Genomic DNA, 18694 nt, shown 5'->3' on the forward strand with positions numbered 1-18694 from the left:
CGCTTCGTTGACAAGGCCGGTGATCTCACGGCACCGTCACATGATCGTCACGGCCCGGTGCACGCGCTCCGATCATGCTGACCCTGCGCCTCTTCGGCCCCGGCGAGCTCGCACTCGACGGGACGCCGGTCCACCTGCACTCGGCGAGGGCGATGGCGCTGCTGGCCTTCCTCTGCGCCGAGCCAGGGCGGCCGAACCTGCGCGCGCGCCTCGCTGCGCTGGCCTGGGAACCATACCCGGAGGCGTCGGCGATGCACAGCCTTCGACAGGCCTTGCACTCTCTGCGGAGCTGCGCCGACGGCCGCCTGAGGCCATGCCTGATCGCGGACGCCGACACCGTCCGCTTCGACGCCGGCCAGGCGCTCGACGTGGACCTGCATCGGTTCTCGTCGGCAGTGCGCTCCGCCGACCCGCAGTGTTGGCGGAGCGCCGCCGAGGTCTACCGCGCGCCGCTGCTCGACGGCCGCACCCTCCCCGGCTGCAAGATGTACGAGGAGTGGCTCGCCGCGACGCGGTCGCGGCTGCACGCGCTGGCGATGCAGAACCTGGAGCGGCTGGCGCTGGACCGGATGACGGCGCGCGACTGGGCGGCGGCACTCGACTACGCCGAGCGGCTGCGCGAGTTCGAGCCGGAGAGCGAGGCGGCGAGCGGCCACCTGAGGCGGATCCTCGCGGCGACCGGCCAGCCCGACGCCTCCGCATCCGCCTCCGCCTCCGCCTCCGCCTCCGCCTCCGCCTCCGCCTCCGCCTCCGCCTCCGCCCACGGCCCCGCCCACCGTGCCCCGAGCGCCCCCGGCGACGCGGCAGCTGTCGACTCGCTGGTCTCTGCCGCCCAGGCCGCGGAGCGCGTGAATGCGTTCGGCCACGCGCTGGAACTGCTGCAGCGCGCTCTGGCGAGCCTGCGCGGGCGCCAGCCGGCCAACCCGCAGCGGATCTGCGAGCTGATGCTGCGCCAGGAGGCGATGCTGGAGAGGCTGGGCCGGCGCGCCGAGCAGCGCGCGGCGATCGACGGGGCCGAGGCCATCGCCCGGGCGCTGCCGGACCGGGGACTGCTCGCTGCGCTGCTGCTGCGCAAGGCGGGCGCGCTGGCGCTGGCGGACGACGCGCCCGGGACGGACGAGACGGACGGAGCGAACGAGGCGACCTCCTCGGCCCGGGGCGCGGCCGAAGAGGCGCTGGCGCTGTTCCAGACGATCGGCGACCGCCCCGGGCAGGCGGAGGCGCTGCGCGAGCTCGGCTTCGTCGCCTGGCGCGCCGGCGAGCACGCGGATGCGCTGCATCACGCACGCGAGGCACTCGCCGCGCACCGGGCGCTGGGCGACGTCGCGGGCGAGGCCAGCGCACTTCACAACCTGGGCGAAATCCATCGATCGCTCGGCAGCCCGCGACACGCGCTGACCCTCTTCCGCGAGGCCCTGCCGCTGCACTGGGCGGCGCGCAACCACATCGGCGAGATCCTCACGCGCTTCGGCGAGGCCGCCGCCCTGCGGCAGCTGGGCGAGACGCGCCAGGCCCGGCGCAGCTACGAGACGGCGCTCGAACTCAGCGAGCGGCACGAGGAGCGCACCATGCAGTCGCGCGCGCTGCAGGCGCTCGCCGGGCTGTGCCTCGAAGACGGCGCGCTGGACGACGCGCTCGGCTTCATGCGCCGGGCCGTGGCGATCGACCGCGCGATCAATTACGCGCATGGGCTCCCGCACGACCTGGTCGGGCTCGCGGCGATCCACTTCGAGCGCGGCGAGCGCTCCGAAGGCATCGCTGCGCTTCGGGAAGCCCTCGTGTGGTGCGATTTCACCGGCGATGTCGATGCGGCCGGCGCGGTACAGGCGCTGCTTGACCACCCGGGCCGCGTGCGCCGGGCCCCGCCGCACGCGCCCGGCGACCCTGGCAACTGTGTGCGCAGCCATCTGCCCCTGCCCGAGGGCAAGGTGTACTGCCAGTTCGAGTCGCCGCTGGCCCTGGCCCATGCGGGCCAGGCTCAGGCCGGCGTGCCGTCGTCCGGATAGGCCGGGTTCGACCGCAGGAAACGCTCCACCCGCTCGCGCGTCTCGGCCTCGCAGGTGGCCTCGATGAACTGCAGCCGCTCGGCCTCGAGCGCCGCCTCGGCGTCGGCGAGGTCGCCGAGCAGCGTGCGCTTGGCCTTGCGCATCGCGGCCGGCGACGCCTGCGCGATGCGCGCGGCGGCGGCGGCCGCGTGGACCCGCAGGTCGACGGCCGGCGCCAGCTCGGTGACGATGCCCCAGTCGCGGGCCTCGCCGGCGACGATCTCCCGCTCGAGCAGCAGGCCGGCCCCGGCGCGGCGCGCGCCGGCAAGCCTGGGCAGCAGCGCGGTCCAGCCGCCGCCGGGCGCAAGGCCTGCGCCCGCTTGTCCGGCGGTGAAGCGCGCATCTTCCGTGGCGATCACGACGTCGGCAGCGAGCACCAGCCCGAGCGCAAGGCCCTCGACCCGGCCGTGCACGCGCGCGAGCACCGGCTGGGTCAGCCGCATCAGCGTGAGCATCGCCTGGTTCAGCAGCCCCGCGAGCTCGGCCGCGTAGGCCTGCAGTCCGGGGCCGCGCATCTCGCGCGCCAGCCGCCGCAGGTCGGGCCCGATGGAGAAGTCTTCGCCCTCGGCCTGCAGCAGCACGCAGCGCACGTCTTCGCGCCTGCCGGCGGTCTCCAGCGCCACGCAGAGATCGAGCAGCATCTCCGGCACCAGCGCGTTGTGCATCGGCGCGCGTGCCAGCGTCACCGTGGCCACGCCGGATGCTGCGGCGAGCCGCACCAGGGGCGCCCCGCCAGCCGCCGGGACCGCGCGTTCCAGCGCGGGATCCCGGTTCGGACGGCGGATGGGCGCGCTCACTTCGCCCCCGTGCGGCGCTGGAAGGCGGCCAGCCTGAGGCGGCCCACGATGCCGGTGGGGAAGTGATAGACCGACAGCACGAACAGCACGCCCAGCCACAGCAGCCAGCGCTCCGGCGAGAGCAGCACCGAGACCACAGGAATGCCCTCGGTGGCGCCGGAGGCCAGCGCCATCAGATCCTGCAGGTAGTTCTGGGCGACGACGAAGAGCGCAGCGCCGATCACCGCGCCGTACATGGTGCCCATGCCGCCGATCACGACGATCAGCAGGATGTCGATCATGATCTCGAAGGACAGCGAGGTGTCCGGCCCGTTGTAGCGCAGCCAGATCGCCAGCAGCGCGCCGGCCATCGTCGCGAACAGCGCGGAGATCACGCTGGACAGCGTCCGATAGACCACCGTGCGGTAGCCGAGGGCTTCGGCGCGGAAGTCGTTCTCGCGGATCGCCTGCAGCACGCGTCCGAAGGGCGAGTTGACCACCCGCAGCAGCAGCAGGAACAGCACCAGCACCGAGAAGAACAGCAGGTAGTAGGAGAGGAAGCGGCCGTCCAGGTCCACGCCCAGGAAGGGCTCGTCCGCAAGCGAGAACGACGGCTGCAGCGCCTCGGGCAGCCGGAAGCTCAGGCCGTCCTCGCCGCCGGTGAACTCCGACAGCTGCGAGGCCAGCGTCTGGAAGGCGGTGGCGACCGCGAGGGTGATCATCGCGAAGAAGATCGCCCTCACCCTCAGGCTGAACAGGCCGATCACCAGCGCGAGCAGCGCCGAGACCGCCAGCGCCGCCAGGATGCCGATGCCCAGCGCGCTCCAGCTCGCGCCGATGCGGGTGCAGGCGATGGCCACGCCGTAGGCGCCGATGCCGAAGAACATGGTGTGCGCGAAGGACACGATGCCGGTGTAGCCGAGCAGCAGGTCGAAGCTGGCCACCAGCAGGATGAACACCATGATCTTGGCGGCGACGCTCACCGCCTTGGTGCCCGGCAGAACGAAAGGCCCGAGCGCCAGCACCAGCAGCACGCCGAGCAGCATCGCCGCCACCCAGCGGCTGCGCGGCAGGTCGGAGGAAAGCAGTCGCGCGATCATCGCCGTGCCACCGGATAGAGGCCCTGCGGGCGCCACAGGAGCACCATCACCATCAGCAGGATGTTGGAGAAGAGCGCCACCTTGGGCGCCAGGAAGCCGGTGTAGTTGGCCATCAGGCCCACCAGGAGCGCGCCCAGGAAGCAGCCGGTGGTGGAGCCCAGGCCGCCGATGATGATCACGATGAAGATCAGCACGTTCACCTGCGCGCCCATCTGCGGAACCACGCCCTGCTGGTAGAGGCCCCACATCACGCCGCCCAGGCCCGCCAGCGCGGAACCCGCGACGAAGACGCCGATGAACAGGCGGTGGATCCGGTAGCCCAGGCTCTCGACCATCTCGCGGTCCTGCACGCCGGCCCGGATCAGCAGTCCCACCTTGGTGCGCGCGAGCACCCAGAGCATCGCGGCGAACACCACCAGCCCCACCACCACCGCGATCACCCGGTACTTCTCGATCGCGGCGTCACCGAAGAACCATGCGCCCTTGAGCCCCTGCGGCAGCGGCAGCGGAATCTGGTCCGGCCCCCAGACGGCCTTGATCAGCTCCTCGCCGATGATCATCCCGCCCATCGTGATCAGGATCTGCTTCAGGTGCTGGCCGTACACCGGCTTGACGATCAGCCGCTCGAACGCGTAGCCGACCGCGCCGGCCACGGCCATCGCAACCACCATCGCCGCGAACACCGCGACCAGGTTGACCGCCATCGACGGGTTCTCGGTCAGCCCCGCCATCGGCGCGAGCACGCTGGTCGCGACGAAGGCGCCGAGCGCGATGAAGACCCCGTGGCCGAAGTTCAGCACGTCCATCAGGCCGAACACCAGCGTGAGGCCGGAGGCGATGATGAACACGATCAGCCCCATCGCCAGCCCGGCCACCGTGAGCGTGACCCAGGTGGAGGGCGAACCCACCAGCGGCAGCGCCAGCAGCGCGACCAGCGGCACCAGCAGCAGGGGCAGGTAGTCGCGCGGCGGCGCCTTGGGGATGCCGGCCTCGTCGGGCGCGGTCGATGCGCCCGACGATGCGCCCGACGATGCTGCAGAGGCGGCGGCGGCTGCGGCACCGATCTGGACCGGAGGGGTCATTGGTGCGCTCCCAGGGACAGGCCGAGCAGGCGCTGCTGCAGCGCCTCGTCTCCGGCAAGCTCGGCCATCGAGCCACGGTGCACGACACGGCCGTCGTCCATCACGGCCACGGTGTCGCCGAGCTGGCGGGCGAAGGCGAAGTTCTGCTCGACCAGCAGGATGGTGACGCCGGCCGCCTTCAGCTGCCGGAAGGCCGAAATCATGTTCTGGATGATCGACGGGGCGAGCCCCTTGCTCGGCTCGTCGACCAGGATGAGGGCCCGCGGCTCGACGATGGCGCGCGACACCGCGAGCATCTGCTTCTGGCCGCCGGACAGCAGGCCTGCAGGATGGTTCCAGAAGCGCTTCATCGGCGGGAAGAGGTCGAAGATCCAGCGCAGGCGCTCGGCATCGATGTGGTCCGCGCTGCGCGCGGAACGCGCCGCCAGCACCATGTTCTCGCGCACCGTGAGGTCCGCGAAAATGCCCATGTTCTCGGGCACGCAGGCCAGGCCCAGCCGCGCGATTTCCGGCGTGGAGCGGCCGACGAGGTCTGCCGCGCCGAACGAGATGCTGCCCGCCGAGGCCTTCCACAGGCCCATGATCGTGCGCAGCGTGGTGGTCTTCCCCGCGCCGTTGCGACCCAGCAGCAGCGTGGTGCCGCCCGCAGGCACTTCGAGGTCGACGCCGTGCAGGATGTGATAGGCGCCGATGTGGGTATGCACGCCTGCGAGCCGCAGCGCGTGGCCGCCTGCCGCACTCATCGCGAAACCTCTGCGGGTTCGATGCCGAGATAGGCCTGCTGGACCACCGGCGACGCGATCACCTCGGCGGGCGGCCCGTCGGCGGCCAGCCGCCCGTTGTGCAGCACGATGATCCGGTCCGAGAGCTCGCGCACCACGTCCATCTTGTGCTCGACGAGCAGGATGGTCTTGCTGCGGTCGCGCTTGATCTCGCGGATCAGGTCGAGGATGACCGGCACCTCGTCCACGCTCATTCCCGCGGTGGGCTCGTCGAACATGAACACCTCCGGCTCGATCGCCAGCAGGATGCCGACCTCGAGCTTGCGCTGGTCGCCGTGCGGCAGGCTGCTCGCAAGCGCATCGCGCTTTGCGGTGAGCGCGATCCGCTCGAGCACCGCCTCGGCCTCGCCGATCAGCTCGCGGTGGCTGGACCACACCGACCACAGGTTCAGCCCCAGCCCGCGCCGCGCCTGGATCGCGAGCCGCACGTTCTCCAGCACCGTCAGGTTGGGGAACAGGTTGGTGAGCTGGAAGGCCCGCCCAAGCCCGCGGCGCGTGCGGCCCGGCGCCGGCAGCGCGGTGACGTCATCGCCGTACACGAACACGCGGCCGGCGCTCGCCCGCAGCTGCCCCGAGATCAGGTTGAAGTAGGTGGTCTTCCCCGCCCCGTTGGGCCCGACGATCGCCGTCAGCGTGCCCGGATGGAAGGCGCAGGACACCGAGTCGACCGCCACGTGCCCGCCGAAGCGGATGGTGAGGTCGCGGGTTTCGAGGGCTGGCTGGGTCATGATTCGAATGAACTGTCCGCGGCTAGCGCTGCCGTGCAGCGTGTCGGGGCTGACGAATGGAAATCCTCGGGCCCGTCCCGCCCGCGTCGGAGCGCGTGCGGAGCGGGTGAGGACTTCCGAGGTGGACGCGCAAGCCCCGAGCAGCGGGGCCGCAGCGTCAAACCAGACTCAGCGCTTGTTCCGGATCGGGATGTTCATCTCATCCGCCTTGATCTCCCGCACCAGCTCCGGCACCCCCCAGCTGAACGCCGGATCCAGCTTGATCCGGAAGTGGTACATCGACTGCATCGCCTGGTGGTCCTCCGGGCGGAAGGTCATCGCGCCCTTCGGCGTCTCGAAGCTCATGCCTTCCATGGCCTTGATCAGCTTGTTGGAACTGGTGTCGCCGCCGGTCTTCTTCAGCGCCTCCACCGCAGCGATTCCCGCCGCCATCCCCGTGCCGGTGAACATGTCCGGCGGCGACTTGAAGCGCTTGTAGTGCTCGGTGATCAGCCAGTTGTTCACCGGGTTCTTGTGCATCGAGTAGTAGTAGGTGGCGGCCCCTTCCATGCCGGGCGCAACCTTGTACGCGGTGAGGCCGGCGAAGACGTTGCCGCCGCTGGCCAGTTCGATGCCGTAGCGCTTGGGGTCGAGTTCGGCGATCTTGAACGGGTTGCCCGCGCCGGCCCAGTTCACGAAGATGACCTTGCGGCCCGGCTTGTCCTTGAGCGCGTCGAACAGCCGCTGCGCGCCCGCGGTGAAGTCGGTGGTGTTGACCGGCAGGTACTCCTCGTGGACCACCTTGGCCTTCTTCAGCTGGTCCTTGAAGGCCTTCACGAAGTCGCGGCCGAACGCATAGTCCTGGGCCAGCGTGGCGATCGTGACGCCCTCCTTGTCCAGCGCGACGGCGCTCGAGGCGGCGTCATGCGAGGAGTTGCGGCCGGTGCGGAACACGTAGCGGTTCCACTTGTCGCCGGTGATCGAATCGGCCACTGCCGGCTCGACGATCAGCACCTTCTTGTACTCCTCGGCCACCGGCAGCATGGCCAGCGCGACGCCCGACGAGACCGGCCCGATCGCAAGGTCGGCCTTGTCGTCGGCGAACGCGGCGGTGAGCTGCGACTTGCCGACGTCGGGCTTGCCCTGGTCGTCCTTCTCGATGAGGACGATCTTGCGGCCGTTGACCATCATCGTGCCGCCGGTCGCGTACTCGAGACCCATCTGCACGCCGACCTGGGTCTGCTTGCCGTAAGACTCCAGGAAACCGGTCTTGGAATAGACCAGCGCCACCTTGATGTCGCCCCCCTTGCCCTGGGCGAGCGCGGGCGCCGCCGTTGCAGCGAGGGTCAGGGCCCCTGCGGCCAGCAGACCGCGGCGCAGCTTGTTGTTCGTACTTTTCATGACGTGCTCCTCCTCCGAAGCTCCTTGCGGGTGCCCTCAAGGTGCAAGCGACGTGCCAGGGGAGGGAGTGCTCCGGGATAACCCGGAGGTTCATGCCCTGGAACCGGACAGAACCGCAGTTCTTAAGAGCTCGGGACTGCGCGTCAGAGGTTTGGCGATGGATGTGTCCGGATTACGGACACTTCAACCGTCCGTTTTCCGGACATTCGCGGCGCTGAACTACAGCGCTATGTCCAGGAAACAGTCAGATCGGGATGCTCGGCGAGCTTCTGATAGAGGGTGGCGCGAGCGATGCCGAGCATCCGCGCGGCCTGCAGCCGGTTTCCGCCGGTGGCAACGAGCGCCTCGCGGATCGCCTCGCGTTCCATCCGGGCGATCCGTTCGGGCAGGGTTCCTGCCCACTCCGCGTCGGCACCCGGGCCGGTCGGCTGCAGCGACAGGACCGGTTCGACCGGATCGACCGGCGCATCCTCCGGCGCCGGAGAGGCTCTCCCTGCCGCCGAGGCCACGGCGGCAGGGCCCGCCGCCGCTGCTGGACGGAGCACCCCGCCCACCCCGGCCGCGACAGGGGACTCCTCGCTGCCCGCCGCCGTCTCCCGCTGCGCCAGCCCATCGTAGACGCCGAGCGCCTCGGCGGTCAGCCGCAGCCCGTCCCAGACCGAGCAGGCCTGCTCGAGCGCGTTGCGCAGCTCGCGGATGTTGCCCGGCCAGTCGCGGGCCGCGAGCAGCGCCAGCGCTTCCGGGTCGATCTCCTTCGGCAGGGTGCCGTGCTCCAGCGCGATCTCCTCGAGCAGGTGCTCGCATAGCAGGCCGAGATCCTCGCGCCGGTCGCGCAGCGGCGGCAGCCGGATCGGCAGCACGTTGAGCCGGTAGTAGAGGTCCGCGCGGAATCGCCCTTGCGCCACATGCCCCTCGAGGTCGACGCTGGTGGCGGCGATCACCCGCACGTCCACCGACTGCACCCGGTTGGCGCCCAGCGGCTCAACCTCCCGCTCCTGCAGCGCGCGCAGCAGCTTGGCCTGCACGGGCAGCGGCATGTCGCCGATCTCGTCGAGGAACAGCGTGCCGCCGTCGGCCGCGGCGAGCTTGCCGTCCCGGCCGCGGCGGTCGGCGCCGGTGTAGGCGCCCGGCGCCACCCCGAAGAACTCCGCCTCGAGCAGCGACTCGGGCACCGCCGCCACGTTCACCGCCACGAAGGGGCCGTGGGCCCGCGCCGAGGCCGAATGGATGGCCTGCGCGAGCAGCTCCTTGCCGGTGCCGGTCTCGCCGAGCAGCAGCACCGTGGTGTTGAGCGCCGCGGCCCGCCGCGCACGGCTCTTGACCGCCACCACCGGCGCGCTGTTGCCGACGAAGTTGGAGAAGGTGTAGCGCGTGCGCCGCTGCTGCGCCAGCTCCTTGCGCGCCTCCGCGAGCTCGCTCTGCAGCCGGTTGAGCCGCGACATCAGCGGCTTGAGCGACTCGATGCGGTCGTAGAGGATCAGGCCCACCGCGCCGATCACCTCGCCGTCGTCGTCATGCAGCGGAAAGCGCGAGACGACGAAGGTGCCCGAGTGGTTCTCGATGATGTCCAGCAGGATCGGCTTGCCGGTCTCGACCACCTCGCGCATCAGAGTGTTCGGCACCACCTCCTCGACCGGCCGGCCGAGCACCTCCGCCGGACTCGAGAAGCCCAGCGCGGTCAGGTAGCGCTCGTAGCGGTCGCTGATCCAGACCAGACGCCCGGCCCGGTCGACCATCATGATGCCCTCGCACATCTCCGAGAGATGGTCGAAGAAGGTCGACGCAGCCTGGCGCAGGATGCGGTCGCTGTCGTGGAAGGCTTCTAGGCGGTCGGACATGGGAGGGAGCCGTTCGGCATGACGCCGGACGGCTCCGGGATTATAGGCAGCGGCGCGCGGCCGGGCGCGTGCGGCCCGCCTGCATGGCGCGGCCGCCAACCGCATCAGGGCTGGTGCTGGACGGCTCCGTCCCGCGCTGTCACGGCTGGTGCTGCACCATCAGCTCGATGCCGCTGCCGACCGGACAGGAGGAGGTGCCGCGCACCAGGTAGAAGTTCTGGTTCTCCAGGCTCTCGGTCACGTTCGTGTAGGCCGCCGGATGCTCGTAGTTGTCCACGGCGCCGCTGCCGTCGTAGTCGGCGCTGTAGCGGCAGACCCGGTTCTGCGCCGCGGCGGTACCGATGGGGATGCCGGTCACGTCGAGCCGGCCGCTCCAGCGCGGCCGAGTTGCGGGGTTGCTGTCATGGTCCACGCCGATCACCACGCAGGTGTACGAGAAGTAGTTGGCGTAGGACTTCGCGGTGTCGCTGTCGTCGTAGCAGGAATACAGCGTCCCCTGCGTCAACGTCATCGTGAGGTCGAGCGGCGAAGTCAGGGTCAGGTTGGACGAGTTCTCGTAGATGAACCCGCTGACCAGGTAGGCGTTCAGGTCGCTGCAGACCCAGCCCGAGATCGAGGTGCCAGTGCCGGTGCAGTGCTTGGTGATGATGCCGGTGGCATTGTCGAAGACCAGCCGGAACGTCGCCGACGCGCCGGGCGGAGTGAAGGCGCTCCTGCCGTCGCCCAGGTCGATCGCGGGGACCGGAACGTTGAGGTCCCGGTTCTTTGGACGGCGGATCGGCGTGCCGGCCGGCGGGACGGACAACCCGAGCGCAGCCGCGGGGTCGCTGCTGGAGATCACCGTGCTCAGCGACGCGGTCTGCGCATTGCCGTTGCGATCGGTCCAGCCGACGTTCACCGCAGCGGTCTTGAAGCGCGGGTCGTTGGCGGCCGGCGTCGCCGACGCGAAGGGGGTGATCGTCCAGCGCACCGCGTAGCTGGCGTTGCCGCCCGCAATCGTCTCGCTGCCGGTGAGGATGTTGTCGTAGCCCCAGCTCCCCGCGACAAGTGCGGCTGCGTCCGCCGCCGGAATCTGCTGGTAGGCGCGCAGCATCTCGATGCGGCGCTGGCCGAGGAAGGTGGCCTCGCTGAGCTGCTTGGCGAGGTCGGACTCGCCCTGCATGCCGATCTGCAGGCGGGCGACCGCCAGCAGCCCGAAGCCGCCGATCAGCAGCGCGATCAGCGCCTCCAGCAGGGTGAAGCCAGCGGCGAGTCGACGGCGGTTCATCGGTAGTCCCTCCAGCCGCCCGGCACCTTCGCGTATTGCCCGGTGGTCTGGCGCAGGTTCTGCAGCACCCGGGGGTCGTAGGTGGGATCGGGCGTGCCGGTGGCGGTGAAGTTGCCCTCGGAGATGGCTGCACCGATGATCTGCGCGTTGCCGCCGCCCGTGTTGTCCCAGGTGGAGTCCTGGCAGTACAGCACGCCGTAGAAGGTCATGTTGCCGCGCACCTCGATGTTGCCGTTGACCACCAGCATCACCGGCCGCGCGAGGCTGCCGAAGACGTCATTGGCGTTGAGCACCATGTCGCCCTCGACCCAGATGGTGCGCGCGCCGCCCGCGATTGCATTGAGCAGCGTGGTGTTGCACACGCCGCTGCAGTTGACGATGGTGGTGGCGGGCGAATCGCGGAACTGCTCCTTGGACGAGCCGAAGAAGGTGCGGAACATCTGGTCGTCGGTCAGAGACGCCAGCGAGGTGTCGTTGCCGATCAGGCTCGCGCCCACTGGAGTGCCCGGTAGGGTGTCGATCGTGCTGTCGTTGATGAAGCCGGTGATGTCCAGGCCTGCGTTGATCGTGACGCCGTTGGTGCCGGGGTCGGTGTTGGTCGCGGTGATCGCGTTCGAGCCGAAGTCCACGTAGCCCTTGGCGGTGATCGCTGCGGCCGGGAGGGTGGCCAGCGCGCTGGCGAGCTTGAACACCTGGTTCACCTCGGCGGTGCCGTCCGCGGTGCCAGCGCCCGGTACGCATGGCTCTCGGGCGTCGGTGCAGCCCACCGCAGTCACGCGCACCAGGGTGGGATCCACCTGGGGGTTGGCGGGATTGTCATCGTCGCGGACCGAGGAGAAGCTCACCCGGAAGGTCGGGCAGCCCTGGGGGTCGGTGCAGGCATCCGCCGCTGGCGGAGTGCCTTCCGCCGGACAGCTGCAGGACCATCCGGCGCCGGAGCGGGTGCACATCGCTGCGGTCGTTGCGAAGGGCTCCATGGTGGCCGGCGTGGCGACGCCGAGGCGCGAGGCGAAACTGCCGTCGCCGTCCGGGTCCAGGTAGCGGTCGCGGAAGGTGCGGCTGCCGCTGGCCGTGCTGGTCGCACAGCCGGTCGTGATGCGCCTGAAGGTGTTCAGATTGGCCAGCGCCCACTCGAGGCCGGCGTCCGCCGCCTCGATCGCCTTCGTCGACCGGTACTGGTTGGCAGCGGTCTTGCTCTCGAAGATCACGCCACGGTTGGCGAAGAAGGCGATCATCGTCATCAGCACGAGGACGATGATGGTGGTGAACAGCGTGGCAGCGCCGCGCTGGCGGGCGGCGCGCGATGAGGTGGGTCGGGTGGGCATCGGCTGCAGTCCTCAGGTGGGGCAGGAGCCCTCGACCCAGTCGTTGCGAAGGCGCACCGCCTCGGTCATCGTGCGGGTGACCGCGGGCTCGGCGCGCAGCCGCATGGTGAGCACGACGGTGACCTGCCGGATGTGGATCACCGGCGGGGTCGGCGCAACCGGGCCTGCGCCAGCGTTGAGGCAGGTGGTGGTCCCTGTGCGGTCCACCAGGTCGAACTCGAGTTCGGTGACTTCGGTGACGTCCGGATCAGTGATCGGCACCGTGTTGGTCACGGCCCCACCCGCGGTCAGCGTGTGCAGCTCGACGGTGCCGTCGTCCGCATTGCGCTCCAGCCGAAACGCTTCACCGTCGTCCAGCTCGCCGTCATTGTCGGCGTCGTAGCGGTAGGTGACTTGCCCTTCGCCCACATCCACCTCGGTGAACGGGTTGGCCGCGATCAGCGTGTTCCCGGGGAACCAGGTGCCGCTCTCGGAGGCCCCCCAGTACGAGGCCCGGCGCAGGTCGCGCACCATGGTGTCCATGCTCGCGCGTACCTCGGTGTTCAGGCGCGCCGAGGTGAGCAGGTCGCGGTTGCTGCGCATCTGGCCGGCGAACAGGCCCAGGGTGCCGGCGGTGACGATCAGGCCCACGGTGATGCCGATCATCAGCTCGGTCAGCGTGACGCCGCGCTGGCGGCGCCGAGGCCCGACCGGGAGCGAGAGGCGGCGACGGATCATTCTTCCGGGCATGTCGGGTATCCCGGGACGGTGCCGTCGGGCGAGCAGAGCCGGACACGGCCGATGGCATTGACGTCGGCGCGCACGCTCTGCGAGTTCTGGTTTGCAAGCAGCACCGTGCCGGTCACCGGCGTGTTCGCGGAGTCCACGCTCTGACCGCGGCGCGGGTCGATCTGGTAGCCGGTCTCGGTGTCGCTGCCGGTGAAGGCGGCCGATGACACCTGCACGCCACGGTAGTCCGCGCCGGAGACGACCTTGATGTTGCAGCTGTTGGCCGTGGCGCAGTCGCAGCCGCCCGCGCCCAGATGAATTCCGTAGCACCACGCGGTGCCGGTGCCGAAATCGACCGACACCACCGCGTTGCGCTGGACCGCCTCGGAGCGCGCGTACTGCAGGTCGGTGTAGAGATTGTCCGCCGCGGCGCGCACCCGCTGGCGGGCGCGGAAATCCTCGAAGCTGGGCAGCGCGGTCACCGACACGATGGCGAGCACCGCCATCGCGACGAGGAACTCGACGAGGGTGAATCCGGCGCCGACAGATGCGCGGCGCACGCTACTTGGGCCAGCACGTGCCATCGTCGTCCCCCGAGTTCCGCCGCAGCGTCGTGACCGCTCCGGCGACCCGGATGCCGAATGAGGCGCACGCGGTGTCGCCAGCCTGCTTGGCCCTCGCGGTGGCGGTGGCCGTGTAGCCGGTGGCGCTCGCGCCGCTCACCGCGTAGGTGTAGTTGGCGGTGGAGGCGGACACGTTCAGCCCGGCGCTGCCCATCACGGTCGTGTAGGAGACGTTGTTCGAGCGCCAGCGCTCCTGCGCCGCCTGGATCCGCATCAGCGCCTCCCGGGCCTCGGTGCGCCGGCTGGCGCGCATCTGGTCCTGGTAGGCCGGCACTGCGACCGCCGCCAGGATCGCGACGATGGCGAGCACGATCACCACCTCGATCATGGTGAAGCCATGGCTGCGACGACGAAACGATGGTGACATTGCCGGCGATCCTTCCCCGCGAGACTTCTCGGCGGATGGCCGAACACTGCACGAAGGATTCGCCGCCCTCACGCGGGCGCCGATGAGCGGCAGGAAACGGGCGACCGGTGCCTGACTGGTGCCTGCAGGTCAGCGCGCGGCTTTCGGCCCCCCGGCCGCGAGCAGGTCCTTCAGCGCGCCCAGCCGCGCGCGTGCCGATTCCTGGCTGACGCTGCGGGTCGCCGGCGGCGCGGCGACCAGTTCCATCTCTGCGAGGAAGCGCGAGGGCCGCTGCTTGGAGGAATCGCGGCCGCGCTTGCGCGACTGGCACCAGCTCAGCGTGAGGCTGCGCTGCGCCCGCGTCACCGCCACGTACATCAGCCTGCGCTCCTCCTCGATGCGGGCGGCCGCCAGGGCGTCCTCGCGAGCGGCGTCCCGGCCCGCGGCGCCTTCGTCCGCGTCCGCCGCAGGGACGCCGCCATGATGCGGCAGCAGCCCTTCCTCGCAGCCGACGATGAACACGTGCGGGAACTCCAGTCCCTTGGACGCATGGATGGTGGTCATCCGCACCGCGTCCACGTCCGAGTCCTTGCGGTCCAGCTGGGAGAGGATCGCCACCGACTGCGCCATCTGCAGCAGCGTGGCGCCGTCCTCCTCCGCGCGCTTCTTCAGCCAGTCGATGAAGTCGCAGACGTTCTGCCAGCGGGTCGCCGCCTGCTTGTCGTCCAGGGTGTCGAACAGATGCGCGCGATAGCCCACCGCGGCGACCAGGTCGTCGAGCACCTGCGCCGCCGGCTCGCGCGCGGCACGCCAGCCGATCCGGTTGATGAACTCGCCAAAGGTGCGCAGCGGCTCGAGCTGGCGCGCGGCCACATGGGACTCGAAGCCGGTCTCGAACAGCGCCGCGAACATCGACACGTGCCGCTGGCCCGAATAGCGCCCCAACGCCTCCAGCGTGGCGTTGCCGATGCCGCGCTTGGGCGTGGTGACCGCGCGGATGAAGGCCGGGTCGTCGTCGTCGTTGGCCAGCAGCCGCAGCCAGCCCATCAGGTCGCGGATCTCGGCGCGGTCGAAGAAGGACTGTCCGCCCGAGAGCACGTAGGGGATCTTCTCCTTGCGCAGCGCCTGCTCGATGACCCGCGCCTGGTGGTTGCCGCGGTAGAGGATGGCGTAGTCGGAGAACTTGCCGCGCCGCTCGAACTTGTGCGCCTGCAGCCGCATCGCCACCGACTCGGCCTCGTCTTCGTCGGTATCGCAGACCACCACGGTGATCGGGTCGCCCACGCCGTGCTCGGACCAGAGCTTCTTCTCGTGCAGCTTGGGGTTGTGCGCGATCAGCCGGTTGGCGGCCTGCAGGATGGTCACGCTGGAGCGGTAGTTCTGCTCGAGCTTGATCACCTTCAGGCGTGGGAAGTCTTCGCCGAGCCGCTTGAGGTTCTCGAGCGTGGCGCCGCGCCAGCCGTAGATGGACTGGTCGTCGTCGCCCACCGCGGTGAAGGCCTGGCGCGGACCCGTGAGCAGCTTGAGCAGCTCGTACTGGCAGGCGTTGGTGTCCTGGTACTCGTCGACCAGCAGGTAGCGCAGGCGCTCGCGCCAGTGCTGCGCCACCTCGGGCTCTTCGCGCAGCAGCTTCACCGGCAGCAGGATCAGGTCGTCGAAGTCCACCGCCTGGTAGGCGGCGAGGGTGGCTGCGTAGTCGCGGTAGGCGCGCGCGAACTGCCGCTCGTTCTCGTCGGTGGCCAGCGCAGCGGCCTCGTCGGGGCCGGCCATCGCGTTCTTCCACAGCGAGATCGTCGACTGCGCGGCGCGCAGCAGCTTGCGGTCGGTGGTGGCCAGCGCCTGCTGGATGATGGCCAGCGCGTCGTCGGAATCGAGGATGGAGAAGCTGGTCTTCAGGCCGAGGCGCTTGCAGTCGCGGCGCAGCATCTGCACGCCCAGCGAATGGAAGGTGCTGACCAGCGGACGCTCGCCATCGGGCAGCTTGATCAGCTTGCCCAGCCGCTCGCCCATCTCGGTGGCCGCCTTGTTGGTGAAGGTGATCGCGGCGATCGACGACGGGCGCATTCCGGCCCCGATCAGGTGCGCGATCTTCTGCGTGATCACGCGCGTCTTGCCGCTGCCCGCCCCGGCGATCACCAGGCACGGACCGTCGAGGTAGCGGATCGCTTCGCGCTGGGCAGGGTTCAGGGGGGTGGCGGTCATCGGGGGGCGGATTCTAGCGCGGGATCAGCGCAGGTGAATGATGCGCCAGGCGGGATGCGATCACGGGCGCTCATATCTCCAGCGGATCCACTTCAAGCTGCCAGCGCACCGGGGTGCGGATGGCGTCCAGCTGCGCGAGCCACCGGTCGAGGAAGGCGTGCAGCGCCGCCCGGGAATCGGCCTCCAGCAGCAGCTGGGCGCGCTCGCTGCCGGCCAGGCGCATCAGCGGCATCGGCACCGGATCGAACAGCGTTGGGCCCTGCGTCTCGTCGGGCTGGGCCAGCGCCTTCGCCTGCGCCAGGAAGTCCAGCGCCGCGTCCAGCGTGCGCGCCTCGGCCCGCAGCAGCGCCTGGAACACGAAGGGCGGCAGCCGCGACTCGCGGCGCTCGGCGAGCTGGGCGTCGGCGAAGCCGGCGTAGTCGTGCCGGGCCAGCGCCGCGAACAGCGGATGACCGGGAAAGCGCGACTGAACGATCACCCGGCTGGCGGCCCCGGAGCGCCCTGCCCTGCCTGCCACCTGCATCAGCACCGCGAACAGCCGCTCGGGCGCGCGGAAGTCCGACGAATAGAGCCCGCCGTCGGGGTCGATCGCGGCAACCAGCGTGAGCCGGCGGAAGTCGTGCCCCTTGGCGAGCATCTGCGTGCCGACCAGGATGTCCACGTCGCCGGCATGCGCGGCGTCGATGATGTCCCGGGCCGCGTTGCGGCGCCGGGCGACGTCGCGATCCAGCCGGGCGATGCGCGCGCCCGGGAACAGCTGCTGGAGGCCCTCCTCGAGCCGCTGGGTGCCGCGGCCCAGCGGGGTGAGGTCGACGTTGCCGCAGTCCGGGCAGGCGCGCGGCACCGCCGTTTCCGCGCTGCAGTGATGGCAGACCAGCCGGTAGCGCGACGGGCCCGCCGCAGGCCGCTGGTCCAGGCGGTGCAGCACCCGGTAGGCCGAACAGTTGTCGCAGCTGCTGAGCCAGCCGCAGGACTCGCAGGTGAGCACCGGGGCGAAGCCGCGCCGGTTGATGAAGACCAGCGACTGCTCGCCGCGGCCGAGCGCCTCGCCCAGCGCCTCGACCACCTCGGGCGCCAGGCTGTGCTGCAGCTTGCGGCCGCGCGGGTCCACGATGCGCAGCCTGGGCAGCGCGCCGCCGCCGGCGCGCTCCGGCATCGGCAGCAGCCGGTAGCGCCCCCGGTGCGCCGCCAGCCAGCTCTCCAGCGACGGCGTCGCCGAGCCCAGCACCACCGGAACGCCGCGCTGCGAGGCCAGCGCCACCGCCAGGTCGCGTGCCGAGTAACGCACGCCCTCCTGCTGGCGGTAGGAGGCGTCATGTTCCTCGTCGACCACGATGCCGGCCAGCCCCGGCAGCGGGGTGAGCACCGCCAGCCGCGTGCCGACCACCAGCCGCACCCGCCCCTGCGCCACCGCCAGCCACTGCGCCGCCCGGTCGCCGTCGGCCAGGCCGCTGTGCAGCACTGCCACCGGCTCATTGGCGAAGCGGCGGGCGATCTGGCCGAACAGCTGGGGCGTGAGCGCGATCTCGGGCACCAGCAGCAGCACCTGCGCGTCCGCCCGCTGCGCCAGCAGGTGCGCGATCCAGCGCAGGTAGACCTCGGTCTTGCCGCTGCCGGTGACGCCATGCAGCAGATGCACGGCGAACCCCGTGCAGGCGGTGAGCGCAGCGAGTGCGGCGCGCTGGGAGCCGGTGAGGGAGAGCACGGCGGGTGCGCCGGTGGCCGGGCTGACGTTCGGGCTGACGTTCGGGCTGGCGGCCGTAAGGTCGACCGTGAGGTCGGCCACGGGATCGGCGCCGATGTCCGCCGACGCTTCGGCGATGACGCCGGCCGCGACTTCGCGCGCGACCGCCGGCGCCCGTGCCCGGGCCCGCGCGAAGACGGAGCCGCGGGCCCGGGCGGCGGGCACGGTGCGCAGCAGCTTCGGGATGGCCGGCAGCAGCACCTCGCCGATGCCGCGGTGGTAGTAGCGCGCAGCGAAGGCTGCCAGCGCCAGCCAGTGCTCGTCGGGCGCCGGCGCCTCGTCGAGCAGCGCAATCACCTCGCGCAGCCGCTCCGGCGGCACCTCCGTGTGGTCGGAAAGCGACACCACCACGCCGATGCGCCGCGCCTTTCCCCAGGGCACCAGCACCCAGGCGCCCGGGCGCACGCGCTCCGAGAGCGGCTCAGCGAGCGCGTAGTCGAAGCCGCCGCTGCCCGGAACGTCGAGCGCCACGCGGGCGATGCGGACTGGATCCGGCGGCGTCACCATCACAATTCACTTTAACTTTGGTAACTAAGCCGTAGTGCCTACGACACTTTTCCGAGGTGTTCACAGAACCTGTGGATAAATCTGTGGCCAACTCTGTCCGATCGCCCGGAAAACCGCGCCAACTCTCGCGCCGAGGTCGGCTGCCCGGATTTTGCACACAAAAAAACTGTTATGAATCAAGGACTTGCAAAACCGCCCGAGACGCAGCTCGGCGCACGCGACTGCTTGACAGACTCGCGAC

Annotated in this window: 15 protein-coding genes; 1 reads left to right on the forward strand and 14 read right to left on the reverse strand. The window is 70.5% G+C overall.

Going from position 1 to position 18694, the window contains the following annotated elements; all coding sequences use genetic code 11:
- Positions 1-74 precede the first annotated feature (74 nt).
- On the forward strand, positions 75-2006 hold the full coding sequence (locus tag HNQ70_RS13135) for an AfsR/SARP family transcriptional regulator (RefSeq protein WP_183968316.1): 1932 nt from the start codon (positions 75-77) through the stop codon (positions 2004-2006).
- Here the strand turns inward: HNQ70_RS13135 and HNQ70_RS13140 are convergent.
- From HNQ70_RS13140 to HNQ70_RS13205, 14 genes are all read right to left on the reverse strand, one after another.
- Positions 1979-2842 carry an enoyl-CoA hydratase-related protein gene (locus HNQ70_RS13140; protein ID WP_183968318.1) on the reverse strand — a complete coding sequence of 288 codons (864 nt, stop codon included), beginning with the start codon at positions 2840-2842 and terminating at the stop codon, positions 1979-1981. The genes HNQ70_RS13135 and HNQ70_RS13140 overlap by 28 nt on opposite strands.
- A complete protein-coding gene (locus tag HNQ70_RS13145; protein ID WP_183968320.1) occupies positions 2839-3921 on the reverse strand; it encodes a branched-chain amino acid ABC transporter permease in 1083 nt (360 codons plus the stop codon). The genes HNQ70_RS13140 and HNQ70_RS13145 overlap by 4 nt, the downstream gene beginning before the upstream one ends.
- Positions 3918-5003 carry a branched-chain amino acid ABC transporter permease gene (locus tag HNQ70_RS13150; RefSeq protein WP_183968322.1) on the reverse strand — a complete coding sequence of 362 codons (1086 nt, stop codon included), beginning with the start codon at positions 5001-5003 and terminating at the stop codon, positions 3918-3920. Before HNQ70_RS13150 ends, HNQ70_RS13145 begins: the two co-directional genes overlap by 4 nt.
- Positions 5000-5746, reverse strand: a complete 747-nt coding sequence (locus tag HNQ70_RS13155) for an ABC transporter ATP-binding protein (protein ID WP_183968324.1) — start codon at positions 5744-5746, stop codon at positions 5000-5002. The genes HNQ70_RS13150 and HNQ70_RS13155 overlap by 4 nt, the downstream gene beginning before the upstream one ends.
- Positions 5743-6513 carry an ABC transporter ATP-binding protein gene (locus HNQ70_RS13160; RefSeq protein ID WP_183968326.1) on the reverse strand — a complete coding sequence of 257 codons (771 nt, stop codon included), beginning with the start codon at positions 6511-6513 and terminating at the stop codon, positions 5743-5745. Before HNQ70_RS13160 ends, HNQ70_RS13155 begins: the two co-directional genes overlap by 4 nt.
- A gap of 168 nt (positions 6514-6681) precedes the next feature.
- Positions 6682-7893 (reverse strand): substrate-binding domain-containing protein, encoded by a 1212-nt coding sequence (locus HNQ70_RS13165; protein WP_183968328.1) that lies wholly within the window; start codon positions 7891-7893, stop codon positions 6682-6684.
- Between the two features lie 227 nt (positions 7894-8120).
- Positions 8121-9731 (reverse strand): sigma-54 interaction domain-containing protein, encoded by a 1611-nt coding sequence (locus HNQ70_RS13170; protein ID WP_183968329.1) that lies wholly within the window; start codon positions 9729-9731, stop codon positions 8121-8123.
- 139 nt (positions 9732-9870) lie between these two features.
- A complete protein-coding gene (locus HNQ70_RS13175; protein ID WP_183968331.1) occupies positions 9871-10998 on the reverse strand; it encodes a prepilin-type N-terminal cleavage/methylation domain-containing protein in 1128 nt (375 codons plus the stop codon).
- A complete protein-coding gene (locus tag HNQ70_RS13180; RefSeq protein WP_183968333.1) occupies positions 10995-12323 on the reverse strand; it encodes a pilus assembly PilX family protein in 1329 nt (442 codons plus the stop codon). Before HNQ70_RS13180 ends, HNQ70_RS13175 begins: the two co-directional genes overlap by 4 nt.
- A gap of 12 nt (positions 12324-12335) precedes the next feature.
- The gene (locus HNQ70_RS13185) at positions 12336-13052 is read right to left on the reverse strand and encodes a PilW family protein (RefSeq protein ID WP_183968335.1); all 717 of its coding nucleotides are present in this window, start codon (positions 13050-13052) and stop codon (positions 12336-12338) included.
- Positions 13037-13591, reverse strand: a complete 555-nt coding sequence (locus tag HNQ70_RS13190; RefSeq protein WP_183968337.1) for a GspH/FimT family pseudopilin — start codon at positions 13589-13591, stop codon at positions 13037-13039. The genes HNQ70_RS13185 and HNQ70_RS13190 overlap by 16 nt, the downstream gene beginning before the upstream one ends.
- A 1-nt stretch (position 13592) precedes the next feature.
- Positions 13593-14021: a type IV pilin protein gene (locus tag HNQ70_RS20415; RefSeq protein WP_183968339.1), complete on the reverse strand. Its 429-nt coding sequence runs from the start codon at positions 14019-14021 to the stop codon at positions 13593-13595.
- Between the two features lie 129 nt (positions 14022-14150).
- Entirely contained in the window at positions 14151-16202 is a 2052-nt protein-coding gene (locus HNQ70_RS13200; protein WP_183968341.1) for a UvrD-helicase domain-containing protein, read from the reverse strand.
- Between the two features lie 70 nt (positions 16203-16272).
- On the reverse strand, positions 16273-18453 hold the full coding sequence (locus HNQ70_RS13205; protein ID WP_183968343.1) for a primosomal protein N': 2181 nt from the start codon (positions 18451-18453) through the stop codon (positions 16273-16275).
- Positions 18454-18694 lie beyond the last annotated feature (241 nt).

It is taken from the genome of Quisquiliibacterium transsilvanicum, from assembly GCF_014202215.1.
GTDB classification, from domain to species: domain Bacteria; phylum Pseudomonadota; class Gammaproteobacteria; order Burkholderiales; family Burkholderiaceae_E; genus Quisquiliibacterium; species Quisquiliibacterium transsilvanicum.